This is a genomic window from Cryobacterium sp. TMT3-29-2, from assembly GCF_004564305.1.
Classification (GTDB): domain Bacteria; phylum Actinomycetota; class Actinomycetes; order Actinomycetales; family Microbacteriaceae; genus Cryobacterium; species Cryobacterium sinapicolor.
Map to the genome: position 1 here is coordinate 24,273 of NZ_SOGK01000096.1, position 18,708 is coordinate 42,980.

Consider the following 18,708-nt stretch of genomic DNA (forward strand, 5'->3'; position numbering starts at 1 on the left):
CGCTTTTCGTTTTCGTTACTCGCCGATGAGGGCGGAGTATTCGGCGTAGCTAAGGAGGGGAGGGAGCTCGGCGAACGTGACCTTGATCAGCCAGCCGTCGCCGAAGGGGTCGCTGTTGACGAGCTCCGGGCTGTCGACGACGGCGTCATTGGTCTCGGCGACGGTGCCCGTGACGGGGGCGAAGAGCTCGCCGACCGACTTCGTGGACTCGATCTCGCCGACGACGGTGCCGCTCGCGACATCGCTTCCGACATCGGGCAGCTCGACGAAGACGACATCGCCGAGCTTGTCGGCGGCGTAGGCGGTGATGCCGACGGTGGCGGTGTCGCCGTCGACGAGAATCCACTCGTGCTCGGCGGTGTACTGGAGTTCAGACTGTTCAGCCATGGGGGCGTTCCTCTCGAGGGGTGGATTACTTCTGGCGTTTGTAGAACGGAAGGGCGGTGACGGTTGCGGGGACGCGGGTGCCGCGCACGTCAACGAAGACCTCGGTGCCGAGGCGCGCCAGCCCGGGCGCCACGTAGGCCATGGCGATCGGATGTCCGAGCGTCGGCGACAGGGCCCCGCTCGTGATCACGCCGTCGGCCACGGTCGCGTCTGCACTGCGATACACCAGGTAGTCGGCCCGCCCGGCACGCTTGCCGGCCGACGCCAGCCCCACGAGCACGCGCGCCTCGGCGCTGGGACCCTCTTCACTGGCCTCGCGGCCGATGAAGTCGACCTCCTTGGCGAGGTTGACGACGCGGCCGAGCCCGGCCTGCGCCGGATAGGTGGTGGTGTTGAGCTCGTGGCCGTACAGCGGCATGCCGGCCTCGAGGCGGAGGGTGTCGCGGCTGGCGAGCCCGGCCGGGACGAGGTGGAACGACGCTCCCGCGGCGCGGAGCGCATCCCAGAGCGCCGCGGCATCCGGCACGTCGACGTAGAGTTCGAAGCCGTCCTCACCGGTGTAGCCGGTGCGGGCGATGAGGACGCTGCCGGCTTGGAAGGTGCCGCCCAGAGCGCGATAGTACTTGAGCGCGGACAGCTCACCGTCGACCGTGAGGTCCACGGTGGCCTCGAGGATGGCACGCGAATTCGGACCCTGCACGGCGATCAAGGCGACGTCGTCGCTCCGGTCGGTGACGGTGACGTCGAAGCGGGCGGCCCGGGCCGTGAGCGCCTCGAAGGCCTGGAAGCGGTTGCCCGCGTTGGCGATGACGAGGAACTCGTTCTCATTCGTGCGGTAGACGACGATGTCATCGATGATGCCGCCGGCCCGGTTCAGGATAAGGCTGTACTTGGCCTGCAGGATGTCGATCGCGGAGAGCCGGCCGGCCAGGGCGTAGTCGAGGTACGCGGCGGCGTCCGGCCCGGCGACCACGATCTCGGCCATGTGCGAGAGGTCGAAGATGCCTGCGCTGGTGCGCACCGCGTGGTGCTCGGCGAGATCGCTCGAATAGCGCACCGGCATCTGCCAGCCGGCGAAGTCCGTGAAGCCGGCACCGGCGTCGACGTGCGCCTGGTGCAGTGGGGAGAATCGCTCCACCGCGGGGGTGGAATCAGTGTGGGCGTCAGTGTCCGAGGTCATGAGTTCTCCAGGTTGTCGTCGGCCGCGGGCCGAGCGAGAATCTCCGGGGCGCGATCGAGCGACCGAACCCCTGGGAACTCCCCCTCTGTCGTTTCGGCCTGAGAGCTTCACCGCATCCGCTGGTCGGGTGCGACTTTCACCATGGGCGAGTCGCTGCGGTGCCGCGACTACTTTTCAGAGTGGCCAGTCCGATGCGGTACGAGTACCTGAGAGATTGTCGGGGAGGATTGCTCCTTCGGTGTTCGGCTGCCTAGCGGCACCGAACTCTCCCGCATCGACCTTGATGGCCCGGTATTCACTTGAGGGACACGTCGCAACCGGGTTCTGAGTGGGTGCGCGTGTGCGCTCACAGCCTAGCCTGTGCGGGCCCGGCGGTGCGCTGCGTCCGCTGCCGGGGCCTCCCGCCGCCGCCCGCAGCGGGAACGCGTACCCTAGTGAGCCTGCCCGCGAATCGTGCGGCGCACGAAGAAAGGCGTTCCGTGGACCTCACCCTCCTCCGGCATTTCATCGCCGTCGCCGAGGAATTGCATTTCCCGCGCGCCGCGATGAACCTCAATGTCTCCACCCCCAAGCTGCGCTCCTCGATCGCGAAACTCGAGGCCAACCTCGGCGTCGTGCTGATCGACCGCACCACGGAGACCACCCGGCTGACCGCGGCGGGCAACCTGTTTCTGACGGATGCCCGCACCGAGCTGGCCGCGGCGGACGAACCCTGGAAGCCGCCGCTCCCCGCCGGCGGCAAGGCCAAGGCCGCCAAGGGCAAGGGCCGCGCGCCCGAGGTCAAGGGCCAGCCGCGTCCGGGGAAGCGCCGCCAGGGTCGCTAGCCCGCACGCTCGCCCTCGGCATTTAGAGTCCGGGCAGACGCCCCGTGTCCACTGGTCGATCGTCGCCGACCACGTCGACCAAGGCCCGTCGCCAGGCCGAAAAGCTGGCCACCGAGCCGCTGTGCGGCGCCACCAGCCACGGCCACGGATGCAGTTCGGCCGCCCCCTCCGCGTAGCGGGTGAAGCTGGGCACCGGCGCGAACGTGACCGCTGCGTCGAGACCCGGAACGATCACTCGCGGGTCGCCCAGGTGCACGATCACCTCGCGGCGCCGGGCCAGGTCCTGCAGGGTCTCCACCGTGAAGATCAGTCTTTTGCTCGAGAGCCGCAGCCGGGCCAGGGCCGGCTCGTCGAAGACGAAGACGGCCGGAAGCTCGGGATGCGCGCGGAGGGCCGGATCGGCGTCACCAAGGGAGTCCACCGTCAACAGCACCGACCGGGCAGCGCGGCGCCGCAGAACGCTGGCGGGTCCGCTGGTGGCGGACAGGTGCGGATCGTGCGTGAGGTTTCCCGGAGCATCCGTCACCCGCGGCGGTGCGGAATCCGCCGGGAACTGTTCGATCGGGCAGGACCGGGCGAGCGGGCAGGCCCGGCAGAGCTGGGGGGCCCGTTTCTCCACCTGCCAACGGGCGAAGCCGTAGGGAGCGCCGGTGCCGGCGCCCACGGTCCACTGCCAGCCGAGCAGGTTGGCCGCACGGGAGCCGTCGAGTAGGTGCCGATAAAACACTTCCTGGCCGGCATGCCAACCGGCGCCGGACCGGACCGTGTACTGCGAAGCCAGCCACATCCGCGTCTGGTTCACCAGCCAGCCGTCGGTTTCCAACTCCGACAGGACCGAATCGACGCAGTGCATGCGTCGCGGCCAGGCCTCGGGTTCGAATTCGCCGTCCCAGGGTGCCGCGAAACGCAGGTTCCGGTGCAGGGCGACACCCACCCGCGCATAAAGATGCCGGGCGTACTCCTGCCAGAGCAACTCGTCCCGGAATTTTCGGGCGTCCCGGGCCGGTCCATCCGCCACGTGCTGCCACACCCGCCGCAGCGGCAGGAGGGAATGCCGAATGTACGGCGAGAGCCGGGATGCCCCGCGGGCGGTTTCCGGCAGCACCTGACTGCGCCTGGCCGCGTATCCCGAGACCGAGAAACCGGCCAGGGCACGGTCGGCGCTGGTCTGGCCGCCCCGGATATCGGGACTCGCCCGCACCTCGTCGTCGACCAAGTGGTTCAGGTGGCGGCGCACGATGGCATCCGCGGTTCCGTCGTCCAGGGGGATGAGCACACCTGATTTTAGACTCTGCCTGACAGTGACCGGACAGTGAAAACGGGCCTGGGCCGGTAGCGATCACAAGGATCACGACCGGCCCAGGCCCGGTGGCTGCGAGCAGGACGCCGAGTAGGCCTAGTTCCGGCGAGCGTTCGTGCTGGAGATCATCTCGTCGGCCTCATCGACAGACAGCTCGAGGCGGGCGAACGCCGGGTCGTCCGCGAACGACTTCATCCGCGCGATCTTGTAGATGATCAGGCCGTAGAGGGCCTTGGCAAGGATGTCGGCGATGGAGTAGCCGACCTGCTTGCCGACCCAGGCATCCGAGCCGTCGATGCCGAGCATGGGCAGCAGGTAGGCGATCGGGTAGACGCCCCAGGTCAGCAGCAGCAGCAGGCGCAGCTGGCTGATCGTGCGGCGGACACTTGCGGGCTGGCGGTCGAGAGACTTGGTCAGTTCGACGAACAGCACGTAGAGGATGTACGCGAACGGGATGGTCGAGAGCAGACCGAAGATGCCACGCACAGCGTTATCGCCGCTGAGCTCACCGGGGTAACCGAGGATGATCATCAGCGCCGATGCCGGGATGAGCCGGTAGAGGAGGCTGGTCTGGACCTTGCGGGCCAGGGCGAGAACCGCGATCAGTTCGAGCAGGAGCAGGGGAACGGTGAGCAGCCAGTCAACATAGCGGTAGCCCTCGTTGAAGGATGCCCCGGCGACCTGCACATAGTCGCCCGCACCACCGATGGCTTCGGTTACGAAGGCCGCCTTGAAGGAGTCGAAGATGCGGAAATAGTGATAGGCGGCAATCGCACACACAATGGCCGCGACAGTCATCGCCTGCCGGTAGCGCGGGAGGATCCGCTTGAGGGAAACGATGATGAAGATCGCCGTGAAGAGCTGTGAAGCGATGACGAGCGAAAACACGTTGTACACGGTGTCGTATTGAATTTGAGTGAGGGAATCAGGAATCACTTTTTATCCTCCGGATGAGCGAAAAAGCACAGGGGAATATCACAGGAATAGCAGCGGACGTGCCTTGCTGTGTTGCTTGACTATTCAGGTTCCGAATTGCCTGTTCGGTTGCTTACTAGGAAATTAGTACGAGTTCCCTGAGTCTTAGCAGGGAGTATCCACACCGATCAGACAGTGAATTCGCGGCCGCCCGGCTGGGTGCGGCTGGCCGGCCTGTCTCACTCGAATTCACCCCCGTTCGTGGGCGGGAAGCACCGGGCCAACCGCAATAACTTCTGGGCATGCGCGAAACCTCGGATGGCCTGATGAACCTGGCTCTGTTCGCCATCGACCATGCGACCAGTTCCGTGGTTCCCCGAGGCGGCCCGTTGATTCCGTTCGCGGTGATCGAAAAGGACGGCGATCGCGACCTTCACCGGTTCGAAGTCGGCCGACTCGAAGCGATGGTGGCCGCCGGCCGGCACTTCGTGCGCGAGCAGAACGACCTCGATCGGGTCGCGTTCGCCTGGGACGGCTACCTCAGCCTCGACGGCGAGCGCTCGGACGCGGTGTTCGTCGAGGCGTCCGACGCGCACGCCCCGTCGAGTGTGATCCTCGCCCAGTGCTACGCCACCAGGGGCCGTTTCCACACGCGCACGTTCGCGGTCGGCCAGCCCGTGCACATGGGAACCGGGAACCTGTTCTGAGTCGGCCTCGAGTTGCCCGGGGCCCGGACGCGGCGTCACGGTCTCGCGCGGCACGTCAGCCGGCTTGTGCACTTTGAACCGCCCGCCTTGTTGCGGTGTTCCGGCTCCTCGAGAAAATCGCAAGTCTGCTCGCTGTACTGGGGACCCACTGCACGCTCCTTGGCGTGGTCGGCGGCACGCTATCCGCGAGCACCGGCCTGCTTGGCCACCCGACGAAGGAACAGCAGCGGCAAGGTCACGGTCGCGAGGGCCGTGACCAGCCACACCACCAGGGTGGCCAGAATCCAGGTCTGCCAGCCGGTGATGACCAGCCCGTTGGCGACGACGGATGCGATCAGTAGCGCCACGAATGTCGACACCAGCCCGACCCCGCCCAGGAATGCCGGCGCGTTGCGTGCGGTCAGTTTCATGATGAAGGGCGACAGGATGCTCTGCGCAGCGGCGAAGACCAGCACGGTGACGACGAAGCCCTGCCAGGTGAGGGTGAAGTCCTCGAGTACCAGCGACGCCACCCACAGGCCGATCGCGGCGGAGCCGAGGAAGACGGCCGTGCGAATCAGCAGACGCACCATGGCTACTCCTTCTCGGATCTCGCCGCGGCCTTCGCCGCGCGTTTGGTTTCCCGCACCCGGGCCAACGATTCGGGGTCGACGATGTCGGCGACGGATCGGAGCGAGCCGTCCTCGCCGTAGGGAGCGGATGCCTCGCGCCAACCCGGCGCGGTGAGGCCTTGCCGCTTGCCGAGCAGGGCCAGGAAGATCTTCGCCTTCTGCTCGCCGAACCCCGGGAGCGCTTTCAGGCGCCGCAGGATCTCGGCGCCGTCCGGGGAGCCGGTCGTCCACAGGGCGGAGGCGGCGCCGCTCCAGTCGGTGGCGATGACGCCCGCGAGGGTCTGCGTGCGCGCGGCCATCGACCCCGGATAGCGGTGCACGGCCGGCGTGGCCCGGAAGACCTCAACGAACGCGTCGGCGTCGAAGGCGGCGATGGTCGCCGGGTCGAGCGTACCGATCCGGTCGCGGATCTTGGCCGGCCCGGCGAACGCGGTCTCCATCGCGATCTGCTGGTCCAGCAGCATCCCGAGGAGGAGCGCGAAGGGGTCGTCGCTGAGCAGGGCGTCGGCGGCGGTATCGCCGGTGAGGTTCAGCATCATGCGCCCATTGTGTCACTGGCGGCGCACCCGCGGGACTCCCCTAGAATCGGCGCATGTCCCGCCTCGTCGTCGTCCTCCCGCTCACGCCCCTGCGCACCGGAGACAGCTTCCCGGTGGCGGACTGGCCGCTGCACATCACCGTTCTGCCGCCTTTTCACACGGATGCTGCGGCATCCGTCATCGCCGGTGTCATCGCGGTCACGGCGGTCGGCCGCACCGCCCGGACGGCAGTCGCGGGCGCCGACGCGCTGTTCGGGCGGCGCGAGGACGTTCCGGTGACGCTCGTCGCCGAGAACCCGGGCCTGACCGAGCTGCACCGGGCACTGGCCGACGCCGTTCGGCCGTTCGCGTCCTCCCCGGATGAACCCGCGTTCACGGGTCCCGGCTTCCGGGCCCACATCACGATCAAGAACGGCGTCCGCGTGCACGAGGGTGAGGCGCTCACCCTCACCCAGATCGCCCTGGTGGACATGGCGCCCCGCGCGGCGGCGGGCGGCCGCACGGTGCTCGCCACGTTCCCCCTGCCGGCTCCGAGCTGAGAGCTGTCGTCCCGGCGCAGAGGATTGCGCGCCGGGTTCGACAGCACCGGTCCAGTTCGAGAGGCATGCCGCTCGAACTCGACCGCGAGTGTCGAACTCGATGCCCGTCCCCCGCGAGGGCCCACCGCTACGTCAGGGCCGGCCACAAGAGAGGCAACGTGGTGCTGCGCGTCCCGTCCGGTTGAGCGGCAGGCGTCGCCGGTTTCATTTCCTTGCCCTTTCCTCCAGGGGCCCGATGCCTGAGCCCGCTCCGAAAGCGTCGAGCGCACCGAACGCGCCTCTGAAACCACTGGGCGCCGACACGAACAGGGGCAGGCTTGGGCAGGAACTACGCGGGCGGGACCCGGCTACACGTTGAAGCGGAACTTCACTACATTCCGTTACCGAAAGACATGGCCCCGCCTGCGAGGGCCGCCGCCACGTAATCTGTGCAACGATGTCCCGACAGCAGTCAGATCCAGGCGACATCGGGGGAAGTGTGACCGTTCACGACGTCTCAGGTAAGTTCGGCAAAACGCTGGCAGTACTGTTTCTGGTTGCGGGTCTGTTTCTGACCGGATGTTCCGGACCGCCGGATCCCGTCCTCGGCGGCAAAAGCCCGACGGCAACATCAACGGCGCCGCCGAAGGCGCCAGCAACGGCAACGCCGGACCCTATTGAAGCGGCGCGTCCGTCAACTCCGGCCCCTGTGACGGACCTCCTCATCACTGCGACATCGCTCGAACTTCGAGATGCGTCCGGCACGTCTCTGTCCACGTTCGATTATTTTCAGCCTGCCAGCGAGTTGGTTGCCGGCCTGTCCACGGCTTTCGGAAGCGCACCGATCTCAGAACGCTACGAGGGCGGCAGCGAAGTGCCTCCGGGAACCGGGTACATCTGGAGCAATATCCTGCCCGCAGACCCTAAGTCGCCTGGTCCAGAGGGCGATTTCGTCCTCATGGACGGTGTGCCAGGCGGGACGTCACCACATGAACCGAACACCTGGGTCAAAGTTTCCTCGTCCACCGTGAAAGGTGTTCACATCAGCACCGTCGACGGTATCTCTGTTGGAGATGACGCCGCAGAGATCGCGGCACGATACCCAGACACCGCAAACCCACAAGGCAGCAGACTTGACGTTTTCGTTGGTCACGTGCCGCTCCCACCCATGGATTCCCTGTCAGAACTGACGTTTTCAGTCTGGCTCCTCGCCGCCGATCCACTCGGTCCGATCACCGAGTTCCGCTCCCCCTCGCCGAACTGGGGCGGGTGAGGCCCGGGTAGAGGAACTCACCCACGAGATCAGGGCGACTGTTGCCGGAACGGACAACTGTGCCCCGCGCACCGGCCACAATTGTCCGAATCGGCGACAATTGCGCCCGGCACAGCGAAGCGAAGCTACACGTTGAAGCGGAACTCCACCACGTTCCGGAACCAAAGAGCGTGACCTTGAGACGGCAACACCAACCCACTCCTGAGGAATATCTGATCGTCTGTGTAACGATGTACCGAGGGCGCTATGCGTCCGATGACTCTGGGGGAAAACCATGGCCGATCACGGCGTGTCTGGTGTGGGCGCAGTCCTCTCAGCCCTGCTCCTCGCTTTTGGCGCGGTGCTGCTGACCGGCTGTTCTGGTCCAGCAGTTCCCATCCCCCGCACTCCCGGCCCGACGGCAATGCCCACGGCGGCACCGACACCAACTCAATCGGTGTCGCCGCCCGATCCAGCCGAAGTGACGGACATCTTCCTCAGTGCGACGTCGATCGAGCTGCGGGATGCATCGGGCAATGCCCTGTCCACATTCGACTATTTCCAGCCCGCCAGCGAGTTGGTCCCTGCACTTTCGTTGGCCCTGGGCAGCGCGCCAATATTCGATACCTTGGGCGACGAGCGGCATCCGAAAATCACCTACTCCTGGGGCGATTTTGTCGTGCAGGATTGGGATCGGGATTGGGATAGCCCGAATGCACCTCGTTGCCCGAACACCACTTTCGCAGTGTCAGCCGAGACCGTGAACGGGGTCCACATCGGCACAGTCGACGGAATCGCCGTCGGAGACAACGCCGCTGAACTTGAAGCCCAGTATCCCGATTCCTCGTGGAACATCTCTTCGCTTGGCCAGCCCACGGATGACCCGCTCCAGCTCCGCATCGTCGTGGGTCATGTTTCACTTCCACCCTGCACACCATCATCAGACCGACAAGACCGCACATTGTCAGTGGTCCTCATCGCCGACGATCCACTCGGTCCGATCACCCACTTCTATGTCCCCTCGGTGGATTCAGGCGCCTGAGCCGCCACACACCCCGTGAAAGGGTCTGCCCAACCCCGCCGGCTGCTGCGCCTATCGCGAGAGTCGTCCCGGGTCTATGAGACTGCGGGCTCCACGTTGAAGCGGAACTGCGCCAGCTGACCGGGAAGTGCATGACGCGAAAATAGGCCGTCCAGCCGGCCAAGAGGAGGTAAATCACACCTGAGCGAGACGGAAACTCTGCTGCCGCATGCGGGCCCGCAGTCCACGAGAGAGGTGCTCACCCACGAGATCAGGGTAGTTGTTGCCGGAACGGACAACTGCTGCCGGTGCGCCGGCCACAATTGTCCGAAACAGGAACAGTTGCAGCCGGGACTACGAGCTAGACGTTGAAGCGGAACTCGACCACGTTCCGTAGCCGAAAAACCTGACAACCGCCGGCCGCGATGTGTCAGCCGACACTGATTGCGTCGTTGGGTTGTTTCTTCCCCACTTCCTCTGGCGGTAGACCCCGATGCCCCAACGGACACCTGTGCCAAGATTTACCCGAAGGCAGTTATCTGCCGATGGCTTTGGGGGAAATATGACTCTTCGCAGTGTGTCGGGTGGGTGCGGCACAGCGCTCACAGCGCTGGTCTTGGTTGTCAGCGTTCTGCTGCTCACCGGGTGTGCGGGTCCATGGAATCCCGTCCGGGGCACCCTGAGTCCGACGGCAACGCCGCCGGCCTCTACTACAGCGGTGCGTTCCCCCGCGCCAGAAGCAGTAACGGATATTTTCGTCAGTGCTACGTCAATCGAGCTCCGCGATGCATCGGGGAAGACTCTGTCCACGTTCGACTATTTCCAGCCCGCAAGCGAGGTGGTCGCCGGGCTGTCCCAGGCTCTGGGAAGCGCGCCGATCCTGGACAATTTCGAGGGCCGCAACGACGTGCCTCCGACGACAAGGTACGAATGGGGCGGCTTCCTCCTCAACGACCCGTTGACGGGAGGGATGCCACCATTCAGTTCAAATACGTGGGTGCGGGTGTCATCCGAGGCTGTGAACGGCGTTCGCATCAGCACAGTCGACGGAATCGCCGTCGGGGACAGTGCAGCAGACCTCGAGGCGCGATATCCCGACACCTCGTTCCGGCACCCGTTGGCAGGCCAGTCTGAACTTCACATCGGCGTTGGGTTTGTGCCGCTCCCACCCTCCGATGACTATGTGGGATCCGAGCTTACGTTTTCAGTCCAGCTCTTCGCTCGCGACCCACTCGGGCCCATCACACAGCTCACGACGCCCTCGCCGAACTGGGGTGCATGAGAGCCCGCGCTTCGAGCAGCAGGGGGCGCTCAACATCAGCAATCGGCGCCGGTGTCAGGACCAGATTCGAGCGCCCTGGGCCGCCAACTCGCGACGCTTTAAGCGCCTGCGCCATGGTGACCGAGTCAAAGTGGGTCTTCGTGCCCGGTGCGCATCGTGCGACGAGTTCCATGTCAGCGGGCTTCCGCTGTCGAAAGCCACGAGCGGCACCGTGCAGAACGGCGGCGGACGCCCTCGCTCACGCACGCCCGGCTCTCCCACCGGGACGTTGCGCTTCTTCAGCAGGCCCTTGGACTCGTACGGTTGCACGATGAGCATCCCCCTGCCGTGCCGCTTTCGTAGACCTCAACTAAGATCGCGTCGATCCGGCGCCCGGTACAGCTGGTGAACCCGGCCCACACCACACTGCTCGAGTGGGCTCCTCACTTTCGAAAACAAGCGAGAGCGTGTCCGCCAGCATGTCCTCGAGCCGGTCGGCTACGGCGCAAACCAGGTTTCTGCCGGACGGTCTCTCCGTGAGAGCGAAAGGCCAGAGCGGACCCCGCGGCTGGATCGACCGAAGTGGATAACGCCCGCGAACGTCGAGGCTCGCAAAATCAATTTGCCGACTTCGACGGATGCGCTCGAGTTCGCCAGGTGTGCCTGTCGAACTCGACCGGAACTGTCGATCTCGGCGATCGCGGCGCTGGGCGGAGACGAGCCTCGCGCTAGGAGCAGCCCGAAACGGGCTAGACGTTGAAGCGGAACTCGACCACGTTCCGTCACGGATAAACATCTGAAAGCCCGGCTCCAGGCACATTAACATCCGGTGTTTCATAGGCCGGTCAGCCGACCCACCTGGGAGAAGATGCCTTGCGCGACCAGCCTGGTCTCCTCGTCGTCGTCGAAGCCTTGACCTCCAGCTGTCCTTGCAGAAGCTGCATTACCCCCGACCAGAAGGTGGCACGACGTCGAACCAAGTGAATGGGTGCCGCGCAGCAATAAATGCTGGCAGGAACGGGTGATTCCTAAATATAGGGACTTCCCACTCATCCCAACGGCACCGGTCGTCGAACGCATCACTCACGGACCCCCAGGCGTCGTCGCCTGACGTGTGGTCGTCCTCAGATCCAGAGTCCTTTCGTGGCTCGAGTTGCCGGAAGAGATCGGGCATGTCGTTCATCATCGTTTCTGCCTCCGAGAGCGAGGCGGCGACTAGCAACTCATCCATGTATGCACCTTCCCGGTCAAATGGAAGTACTCCGCGCTCTATCTCGTCAGAGACTGCATAACAACGCTCGCGAACGCTTTCGACCCAAGCCCGGTTCTCATGTACATGGAATAGGACACGGCGGTCAAACGACGCGAACGGGGAGATCGTATGCAGAGGCTCGGTCGGCGCTCGAAGCCAATCTTGAATTTCTCCGTCGGCCCACAGATCGAGCACGGACGCGATGGCGTACGCCTGTCTCGGAGACAAATAGTGACAACTCGACCAGGAGCGCTCAAATGCCTCTGCGGATTTGGCCAGCGCCTGCGAATGGCTGGATTCGTCTTCTAGTACTTGTTCGCACGTCGAACGGGTCTTAGCGCTCACACCGTCCGGGTCCTCTTCCCAACGCCTCCAGGTAGCCAGGCTCACCCCAGCTCGCAGGGCGGCATCGGACTGCGTGATCAAAAGCGTCTGGCGGCGATCGGAGCGTTCATTCATAGAAGCTACCTTACCTGAGTACTCAGTGAGTAGTCAAGGGCGATCCAAAGCCTAGGTACCGAACCGGCGTCCTACTCCGAACTGGCCCTCGGGAGCGCCAATAGCACGGGCGGCTAGTTATTGAAGCGGAATTCCACCACGTCGCCGTCCTGCATGATGTACTCCTTGCCCTCAATACGGGCCTTGCCCCTCGAGCGGGCCTCCGCCACGGAGCCGGCCTCCATCAGGTCTTCGAAGGAGAAGATCTCTGCCTTGATGAAGCCCTTCTGGAAGTCGGTGTGGATCACACCGGCCGCCTGCGGGGCGGACCAGCCCTTGTGGATAGTCCACGCACGGCACTCTTTCGGGCCGGCCGTCAGGTAGGTCTGCAGGCCGAGGGTGTCGAAGCCGATGCGGGCGAGCTGGTCGAGCCCGCTCTCGGCCTGGCCAGTCGAGGCCAGCATCTCGGCGGCGTCCTCCGCGTCGAGTTCGCTGAGCTCAGATTCGAGCTTCGCGTCGAGGAACACGGCGTTGGCCGGGGCCACCAGCGCGGCCAGGGCGGCGAGCTTCTCGGCATCCTGCAACACAGCCTCGTCCACGTTGAAGACGTAGATGAACGGCTTCGCGGTGAGCAGCCCGAGTTCCTGGATCGGCTCGATGTCGAGCGTCGCCGACGATAGGGGCTGGCCGGCGTCGAGGATGGCCTGCGCCTTGAGCGCGGTCTCGAGCACGATGGGGGGCAGCTTGCGCCCCTTGACCTCTTTCTCAAACCGCAGCACGGCCTTTTCGAGGGTCTGCAGGTCGGCGAGGATGAGCTCGGTGTTGATGGTCTCCATGTCGCCGGCCGGGTTCACGGCCCCGTCGACGTGCACCACGTCGGGGTCGGCGAACCCGCGGATGACCTGCGCGATGGCGTCGGCCTCACGGATGTTGGCGAGGAACTTGTTGCCGAGCCCCTCCCCCTCGCTGGCGCCGCGCACGATACCGGCGATGTCGACGAAGGACACCGGGGCCGGCAGCAGGGTCTTGCTGTCGTAGATGGTGGCCAGCTCAGCGAGCCGGAAGTCCGGCAGGTTGACGATGCCGACATTGGGTTCGATGGTGGCGAACGGATAGTTCGCCGCGAGCACATTGTTCTTGGTCAACGCGTTGAAGAGGGTGGACTTGCCGACATTGGGCAGTCCGACGATTGCAATAGTAAGAGCCACGGGAGTCAAGCGTACCGCCTGCGACCAGGGGCGCGGTCGGCCCTGGTCCGGTCGGCCCACGGGGACGCGGCGTCGGCGGCCCGTGACAGGATGAAGCGGTGCCAGTCAACTTCACCGCCATCGACTTCGAGACCGCCAACTCCTCCAGCGCTTCGGCGTGCTCGGTGGGGCTGGTGAAGGTTCGAGACGGCAAGGTGGTCGACAAGGTCGCCTGGTTCATCAAGCCGGCCGTCGGGCACGACATGTTCCTGGCCTGGAACATCAAGATCCACGGCATCCGGCCGACGGATGTCGCGGGTGCGGCCACCTGGTCCGAGCAGCTTCCCGACCTTGTCGCCTTCGCCGGCGACGACCACCTTGTGGCCCATAACGCCGGGTTCGACCTGGGTGTCATCAAGACGTCCTCCACGGTCGCCGGGCTCGTCGTGCCCGACTTCACCTACGTCTGCAGCCTGCAGGTGGCCCGCCGCACCTACCACCTCGACTCCTACCGGCTCCCGGTGGCCGCGATGGCCGCCGGGTTCGAGGGTTTTGCCCATCACGACGCCCTGGCCGACGCGGAGGCCTGTGCGGCCATCATGATCCACGCGGCCCATCGGCACGGGGCCGGCACCATCGAGGAGCTGGCGCAGATCACCGGTGTGAAGATCGGCGCCATCGGTCCGGTCGCCATGATGGAGAAGTCCGCCACGCACGGGCCGATGGCACTCAACTAGGCACCCTCCGGGCACCCGACCCGGCGCCGCCTCGGGCGATGTCGGTCGCCACTGACAGAGTGGAACCATGGATTCCTGGTTCAGTCTTCTTCTCGGCCTTGTCGTCGGCGCCCTGCTCGGCACCCTGCTCACGGTGGTCTTTACGGCGCGTGCCGCGGAGCGTCGCAGGAAGGGGGTGTCCGGCGCCGACGACCCGCTCGTGACCGAGGCCCGCCACCAGGTGGTGCTGGCCGAGGTGCGCGCCCGGGAGGCCGGCATCCAGTCCATCCTGCGCCAAGAGCTGGCCTCGGTGCAGGCCACCGTCGACGCCCTGCGCGATCAGGTCGTCGATGCGGGACGGCAGTACCGTGAGCTGAGCGATCGACAGCGCGACGACCAGGAGGCGCGCACCGAACAGCAGAAGCAGGAGAGCAAGGTGCTGCAGGCCCTCGCCCCGGTCAAGGAGAGCCTGCAGGACATGCAGCAGAAAGTCGCCGAGCTGGAGGCCCAGCGCAGCCTGCAACACGGCCAGCTGAGCCAGCAGCTGCGGTCGGCGACCGAATCGGAGGAACGTCTGCGGAGCACCGCCGAGTCGCTTGCGTCGGCCCTGCGCGCCAACAACACGCGCGGTGTTTGGGGCGAGACCCAGCTTCGCAGCGTGGTCGAGGCCGCCGGCCTCATCGAGCGGGTCGATTTCGACGTGCAGTCGAGCATCACCTCCGATGCCGGCGCCGGCCGGCCCGACATGGTCGTGCACCTGCCCGGCGGCAAGAACATCGCCGTCGACGCGAAGGTGCCGTTCACGGCGTTCCTGGAAGCCAGCCAGATCCCGGTCACCGCCACCGGAGAGTTGGGCGCCCAGCGGGCCACCTACCTGAAGGCGCACGTCAAGGCCGTGCGCGACCACATCACCACGCTCGGCGGCAAGGCCTACTGGCAGGGCCTGGAGGCGTCCCCGGAGATTGTGATCGCCTTCATCCCGAGCGAGTCTCTGGTGTCCTCTGCGCTGGAGGCCGACCCCTCGATCATGGAGTTCGCGTTCTCCAAGCGGGTGGCCCTGGCCTCCCCGGTGACCTTGTGGTCGGTGCTCAAGACGGTGGCCTTCACCTGGCAGCAAGACGTGCTCACGCATGACGCCAAGGTCCTGTTCGACCTCAGCCGGGAACTCTACGGGCGCCTGGCCACCACGGCCACGCACATCGAGAAACTGGGGCGGTCGATCGAGCGCACGGTGAAGGACTACAACGGCTTCGTCGGTTCGATGGAACGCCAGGTGTTGCCCACCGCGCGCAAGCTCAACGCTCTCGACGAGTCGAAGGTGCTCGCTCCGCTGGTCGGCGTCGAAGACGCCCCGCGGGAACTGGCCGCCTGGGAGTTCGTGTCGGCACTGGAGACCGCGGCACTGGAGACCGCCGCACTGGAAACCGCAGCCCGCGAAGCCGCGTCGCTGCCTGACCGATTAACCGATGCCGAGAGTCGCCTTTAACGCTGAGAATCGCCGTACGAACGGCGATTCTCAGCGTTTCGAGCGACACTCGGTGAGGACCCGCACGAAGTTTACGGGCCGCGCAGGCCCGAGTGTCAAGCGACTAGAGCCGACGGGTTAGAGCCACTTCGAGGCGAGGTGTTCGCCGATCACGCGACGCGTGGTGCCGGACTTCGCGCGCAGCACGATGCTCTCGGTGCGGATGATCGGGCCCTGGCGGCGCACGCCGTCGACGAGTCCGCCATCCGTCACGCCGGTGGCGACGAAGAAAGTGTTGTCGCCGCTGACCATGTCGTCGAGCTCAAGCAGCTTGTCGACGTCCAGGCCGGCCGCGATGGCGCCCGCGCGCTCGGCCTCGTCCTTCGGGGCGAGGCGCCCCTGCATGTAGCCGCCGATGGCCTTGAGCGCGCAGGCCGTGGTGATGCCCTCGGGGCTGCCACCCTTGCCGACGCACATGTCGATGCGCGTTTCCCAGCGAGCCGCATTGATGCCGCCGGCGACGTCGCCGTCGCTCATCAGCCGGGTGCCGGCTCCGGCGCTGCGGATGGCGTCGATCAGCTCGGCGTGACGGGGACGGTCAAGCACCGCGATGATCATTTCGCCGACCGGCTTGCCGGTGGCGCGGGAGAGCTCGCGGATATTGTCACCGATCGGCGCGTCAAGGCTGACGACTCCGCGGCCGGCCCCGCCCGTGACGATCTTGTCCATGTAGAACACGGATGACGCGTCGAGCATGGTGCCCCGGGAAGAGACCGCGATCACGGAGAGGGCGTTCTGGCGACCGGCGGCCGTGAGGCTCGTGCCGTCGATCGGGTCGACCGCGATGTCGCAGGCCGGTCCGGTGCCGTTGCCGACGCGTTCACCGTTGAAGAGCATGGGGGCTTCGTCTTTCTCACCCTCGCCGATGACGATGAGTCCGTCGAAGTTAACGGTACCGAGGAAGACGCGCATGGCGTCGACGGCGGCCTTGTCTGCAGCGTTCTTGTCGCCGCGACCGATGAACGGAACCGCGCGAATCGCTGCGGCTTCGGTGGCCCGCACCAATTCCATCGCGAGGTTGCGGTCGGGGTGAGTGAAATTGGGGGCGACTTCGGGGCTGTTCACAGATGGTCCTTCCCGGACGAAGAGTGCTGCAGTGGCAAGGCCCATCTTTGGGCCGGCACCGGTTTCGGTACTGCCTCCTTCAGCCTAGCGCCCGCTCCTCATCGAGGAGGTGGTCGCGTGCGCTGGCACGTGCCGAGAGCCACCTCGGTAGGATGAGAGGACCGAAACGGTTCAATCGAGGAGACTCAACAATGCCCATCGCAACCCCAGACCAGTATGCCGAGATGCTCACCAAGGCCAAGACGAAGGGGTTCGCCTACCCGGCGTTCAACGTTTCGTCCTCTCAGAGCATTAATGCCGTCCTTCAGGGCCTGACCGAAGCCGGCTCCGACGGCATCATCCAGGTCACCACCGGTGGCGCAGACTACTTCGCCGGCCACACGGTCAAGAACCGCGCATCCGGTGCGCTCGCGATGGCGCGCTTCGTGCAGTCCGTCGCCGACAATTACCCCATTACCGTTGCACTCCACACGGACCACTGCCCCAAGGGCGCGCTCGAGGACTTCGTCCTTCCGCTCATCTCCGCCTCCGAAGAAGAGGTGAAGGCCGGCCGCAACCCGATCTTCCAGTCGCACATGTGGGACGGCTCCGCCATCCCGCTGGCCGAGAACCTGGAAATCGCCAAGGACATCCTGAAGCGCACCCAGGCGATCAACGCCATCCTCGAGGTCGAGATCGGCGCCGTCGGCGGCGAAGAAGACGGCGTCGAGGGCGACATCAACGAGAACCTGTACACGACTCTCGACGACGCCCTCTCGATGATCGACTCCCTTGGCATGGGCGAGAACGGCCGATACATGGCTGCCCTCACCTTCGGCAATGTGCACGGCGTCTACAAGCCCGGCAACGTCAAGCTGCGCCCGGAGCTCCTCAAGGAGATCCAGGACGGCGTCGCCGCCAAGCTGGGAACCGGCCCGAAGCCGCTTGACCTGGTCTTCCACGGTGGGTCGGGCTCGACCGACGCCGAGATCGCCGAGGCCGTCGCGAACGGTGTCGTCAAGATGAACATCGACACCGACACCCAGTACGCGTTCACCCGCGCCGTCGCCGGCTACATGCTCAGCAACTACGACAGCGTGCTCAAGGTGGACGGCGAAGTCGGCAACAAGAAGGTCTACGACCCGCGCGCCTGGGGCAAGGTTGCCGAGACGGCCATGGCCGCTCGCGTCGCCGACGCCACCCGCCAGCTCGGCTCCGCCGGCCACTCGAACAGCTAGCAGCGGATGACGATGGCCGAGAATTCTTCGTCGACTCCTTCGGGAACCCCTCCGGAGGATTCCCGGCCGCGTCCGCAGTACGGCGAGCTTGCGCCCGAGGGTTGGAGTTGGACTCCCACCCCGGATGAGCGCACGCTCGCCGCGCCGTCTGTTCCGGCACCGTCCGCGGCCTCGGAGAAGGCCGCGCGCCCGGCCGGAACCGCACCGGCCTGGGACCGGCCGGTGACTCTGAGCCTGCTTGTCCTGGGGCTCCTCTCCACGTTCTTCGCGGTCAGCATGCTGACGATGATGACCGAGTCCATCCAGTTGCTCCACGCCCAGCTGAACCTTGCCGCGTATGAGCCCGATCCCTCCGTGACCGGGCTGGTCGCGGCCGGAATCGTCGGCGTGTCCCTGGTCTGGTTGGCCGCGGCGGCCGGGGCAATCCTGTTACTGGTCCGGGGCAAGCGTGCGTTCTACGCGCCGCTGATCGGCGCGGTGCTGTCCGTGGTGGTGTTCATCGCGTTCACCGCCGCGGTTCTGGCCACCGACCCGACGCTGCTGAACGACCCGAACCTGATGGACGTCTACGGCCAGCTGTAAGCGCTACTTTTCCGCCGGGTCCGGCACAAACGAAGGCCCCCGTCACTCAGATCATCGATTTGAGTGACGGGGGCCTTCGTGGTGACGGCGGCAGGCCGATGCCTAGCTGTAACTCCCAAGGAGGTTGTGAACGGCGTGGCTTGAGTTAAATGGGCGAGGACCTCCGGTATCGAAGTGGGTAACCACACTCACTCGATTTCCAGGAGGCCCT

The 18,708-nt window shown here is 65.7% G+C and carries 19 protein-coding genes and 1 riboswitch; of the genes, 10 read left to right on the forward strand and 9 right to left on the reverse strand.

Annotation, left to right across the window (positions count from 1 at the left end; all coding sequences use genetic code 11):
• Positions 1–15 precede the first annotated feature (15 nt).
• Complete coding sequence (gene gcvH, locus E3O67_RS11430) at positions 16–387, reverse strand: glycine cleavage system protein GcvH (RefSeq protein ID WP_135102737.1); 372 nt, start codon at positions 385–387, stop codon at positions 16–18.
• Positions 388–412: 25 nt separating this feature from the next.
• Positions 413–1,567 carry a glycine cleavage system aminomethyltransferase GcvT gene (gene gcvT / locus E3O67_RS11435; protein ID WP_135102738.1) on the reverse strand — a complete coding sequence of 385 codons (1,155 nt, stop codon included), beginning with the start codon at positions 1,565–1,567 and terminating at the stop codon, positions 413–415.
• A gap of 184 nt (positions 1,568–1,751) precedes the next feature.
• Positions 1,752–1,849, reverse strand: a riboswitch (glycine riboswitch).
• Between the two features lie 197 nt (positions 1,850–2,046).
• Here gcvT and E3O67_RS11440 point away from each other — a divergent pair.
• Positions 2,047–2,391, forward strand: coding sequence for a LysR family transcriptional regulator (locus tag E3O67_RS11440; RefSeq protein WP_134433041.1), 345 nt, complete (start codon positions 2,047–2,049; stop codon positions 2,389–2,391).
• 22 nt (positions 2,392–2,413) lie between these two features.
• On the opposite strand, the gene E3O67_RS11445 is transcribed toward E3O67_RS11440, so the two are convergent.
• Together E3O67_RS11445 and E3O67_RS11450 are read right to left on the reverse strand one after the other, a co-directional pair.
• Positions 2,414–3,667: an FAD-binding domain-containing protein gene (locus E3O67_RS11445; protein ID WP_198417218.1), complete on the reverse strand. Its 1,254-nt coding sequence runs from the start codon at positions 3,665–3,667 to the stop codon at positions 2,414–2,416.
• 120 nt (positions 3,668–3,787) lie between these two features.
• Complete coding sequence (locus E3O67_RS11450; protein ID WP_134433043.1) at positions 3,788–4,627, reverse strand: bacteriorhodopsin; 840 nt, start codon at positions 4,625–4,627, stop codon at positions 3,788–3,790.
• A gap of 281 nt (positions 4,628–4,908) precedes the next feature.
• Between E3O67_RS11450 and E3O67_RS11455 the strand changes: the two genes are divergently transcribed.
• Complete coding sequence (locus E3O67_RS11455) at positions 4,909–5,313, forward strand: hypothetical protein (protein ID WP_135102739.1); 405 nt, start codon at positions 4,909–4,911, stop codon at positions 5,311–5,313.
• A 179-nt stretch (positions 5,314–5,492) separates the two neighbouring features.
• Here E3O67_RS11455 and E3O67_RS11460 read toward each other — a convergent pair whose 3' ends face one another.
• Together E3O67_RS11460 and E3O67_RS11465 are read right to left on the reverse strand one after the other, a co-directional pair.
• Complete coding sequence (locus tag E3O67_RS11460) at positions 5,493–5,885, reverse strand: phage holin family protein (RefSeq protein ID WP_135102740.1); 393 nt, start codon at positions 5,883–5,885, stop codon at positions 5,493–5,495.
• 2 nt (positions 5,886–5,887) lie between these two features.
• A complete protein-coding gene (locus E3O67_RS11465) occupies positions 5,888–6,463 on the reverse strand; it encodes an HhH-GPD-type base excision DNA repair protein (RefSeq protein WP_135102741.1) in 576 nt (191 codons plus the stop codon).
• 53 nt (positions 6,464–6,516) lie between these two features.
• On the opposite strand from E3O67_RS11465, the gene E3O67_RS11470 reads away from it, so the two are divergent.
• The 4 genes from E3O67_RS11470 (at position 6,517) to E3O67_RS11485 (ending at position 10,536) form a co-directional block, all read left to right on the forward strand.
• Complete coding sequence (locus tag E3O67_RS11470; protein WP_135102742.1) at positions 6,517–7,002, forward strand: 2'-5' RNA ligase family protein; 486 nt, start codon at positions 6,517–6,519, stop codon at positions 7,000–7,002.
• A 478-nt stretch (positions 7,003–7,480) separates the two neighbouring features.
• Complete coding sequence (locus E3O67_RS11475; protein ID WP_135102743.1) at positions 7,481–8,254, forward strand: hypothetical protein; 774 nt, start codon at positions 7,481–7,483, stop codon at positions 8,252–8,254.
• A gap of 274 nt (positions 8,255–8,528) precedes the next feature.
• Positions 8,529–9,275, forward strand: coding sequence for a hypothetical protein (locus E3O67_RS11480; RefSeq protein WP_135102744.1), 747 nt, complete (start codon positions 8,529–8,531; stop codon positions 9,273–9,275).
• A gap of 697 nt (positions 9,276–9,972) precedes the next feature.
• A complete protein-coding gene (locus E3O67_RS11485) occupies positions 9,973–10,536 on the forward strand; it encodes a hypothetical protein (protein WP_134433057.1) in 564 nt (187 codons plus the stop codon).
• 922 nt (positions 10,537–11,458) lie between these two features.
• Here E3O67_RS11485 and E3O67_RS11490 read toward each other — a convergent pair.
• Together E3O67_RS11490 and ychF are read right to left on the reverse strand one after the other, a co-directional pair.
• Positions 11,459–12,226 (reverse strand): hypothetical protein, encoded by a 768-nt coding sequence (locus tag E3O67_RS11490; RefSeq protein ID WP_135102745.1) that lies wholly within the window; start codon positions 12,224–12,226, stop codon positions 11,459–11,461.
• A 113-nt stretch (positions 12,227–12,339) separates the two neighbouring features.
• Positions 12,340–13,413: a redox-regulated ATPase YchF gene (ychF, locus tag E3O67_RS11495; RefSeq protein WP_135102746.1), complete on the reverse strand. Its 1,074-nt coding sequence runs from the start codon at positions 13,411–13,413 to the stop codon at positions 12,340–12,342.
• A gap of 98 nt (positions 13,414–13,511) precedes the next feature.
• Between ychF and E3O67_RS11500 the strand changes: the two genes are divergently transcribed.
• Both E3O67_RS11500 and rmuC read left to right on the forward strand, forming a co-directional pair.
• Positions 13,512–14,129, forward strand: coding sequence for an exonuclease domain-containing protein (locus tag E3O67_RS11500; RefSeq protein ID WP_135102747.1), 618 nt, complete (start codon positions 13,512–13,514; stop codon positions 14,127–14,129).
• 67 nt (positions 14,130–14,196) lie between these two features.
• A complete protein-coding gene (gene rmuC / locus E3O67_RS11505) occupies positions 14,197–15,594 on the forward strand; it encodes a DNA recombination protein RmuC (RefSeq protein ID WP_135102748.1) in 1,398 nt (465 codons plus the stop codon).
• Positions 15,595–15,711: 117 nt separating this feature from the next.
• On the opposite strand, the gene glpX is transcribed toward rmuC, so the two are convergent.
• A complete protein-coding gene (gene glpX, locus E3O67_RS11510; RefSeq protein ID WP_241979395.1) occupies positions 15,712–16,644 on the reverse strand; it encodes a class II fructose-bisphosphatase in 933 nt (310 codons plus the stop codon).
• A 245-nt stretch (positions 16,645–16,889) separates the two neighbouring features.
• Between glpX and fbaA the strand changes: the two genes are divergently transcribed.
• Positions 16,890–17,915: a class II fructose-bisphosphate aldolase gene (gene fbaA / locus E3O67_RS11515; protein WP_134433068.1), complete on the forward strand. Its 1,026-nt coding sequence runs from the start codon at positions 16,890–16,892 to the stop codon at positions 17,913–17,915.
• 12 nt (positions 17,916–17,927) lie between these two features.
• Positions 17,928–18,497 carry a DUF6264 family protein gene (locus E3O67_RS11520; RefSeq protein ID WP_134433070.1) on the forward strand — a complete coding sequence of 190 codons (570 nt, stop codon included), beginning with the start codon at positions 17,928–17,930 and terminating at the stop codon, positions 18,495–18,497.
• Positions 18,498–18,708: the final 211 nt, after the last annotated feature.

What these genes read in the sequence shown, in the direction of transcription:
- fbaA (WP_134433068.1), top strand. Translation starts at nt 16,890, where the DNA reads ATGCCCATCGCAACCCCAGACCAGTATGCCGAGATGCTCACCAAGGCC.
- gcvT (WP_135102738.1), bottom strand. Translation starts at nt 1,567, where the DNA reads ATGACCTCGGACACTGACGCCCACACTGATTCCACCCCCGCGGTGGAG.
- E3O67_RS11480 (WP_135102744.1), top strand. Translation starts at nt 8,529, where the DNA reads ATGGCCGATCACGGCGTGTCTGGTGTGGGCGCAGTCCTCTCAGCCCTG.
- E3O67_RS11490 (WP_135102745.1), bottom strand. Translation starts at nt 12,226, where the DNA reads ATGAATGAACGCTCCGATCGCCGCCAGACGCTTTTGATCACGCAGTCC.
- E3O67_RS11455 (WP_135102739.1), top strand. Translation starts at nt 4,909, where the DNA reads ATGCGCGAAACCTCGGATGGCCTGATGAACCTGGCTCTGTTCGCCATC.
- gcvH (WP_135102737.1), bottom strand. Translation starts at nt 387, where the DNA reads ATGGCTGAACAGTCTGAACTCCAGTACACCGCCGAGCACGAGTGGATT.
- E3O67_RS11465 (WP_135102741.1), bottom strand. Translation starts at nt 6,463, where the DNA reads ATGATGCTGAACCTCACCGGCGATACCGCCGCCGACGCCCTGCTCAGC.
- E3O67_RS11470 (WP_135102742.1), top strand. Translation starts at nt 6,517, where the DNA reads ATGTCCCGCCTCGTCGTCGTCCTCCCGCTCACGCCCCTGCGCACCGGA.
- rmuC (WP_135102748.1), top strand. Translation starts at nt 14,197, where the DNA reads ATGGATTCCTGGTTCAGTCTTCTTCTCGGCCTTGTCGTCGGCGCCCTG.
- glpX (WP_241979395.1), bottom strand. Translation starts at nt 16,644, where the DNA reads ATGGAATTGGTGCGGGCCACCGAAGCCGCAGCGATTCGCGCGGTTCCG.
- E3O67_RS11460 (WP_135102740.1), bottom strand. Translation starts at nt 5,885, where the DNA reads ATGGTGCGTCTGCTGATTCGCACGGCCGTCTTCCTCGGCTCCGCCGCG.
- E3O67_RS11520 (WP_134433070.1), top strand. Translation starts at nt 17,928, where the DNA reads ATGGCCGAGAATTCTTCGTCGACTCCTTCGGGAACCCCTCCGGAGGAT.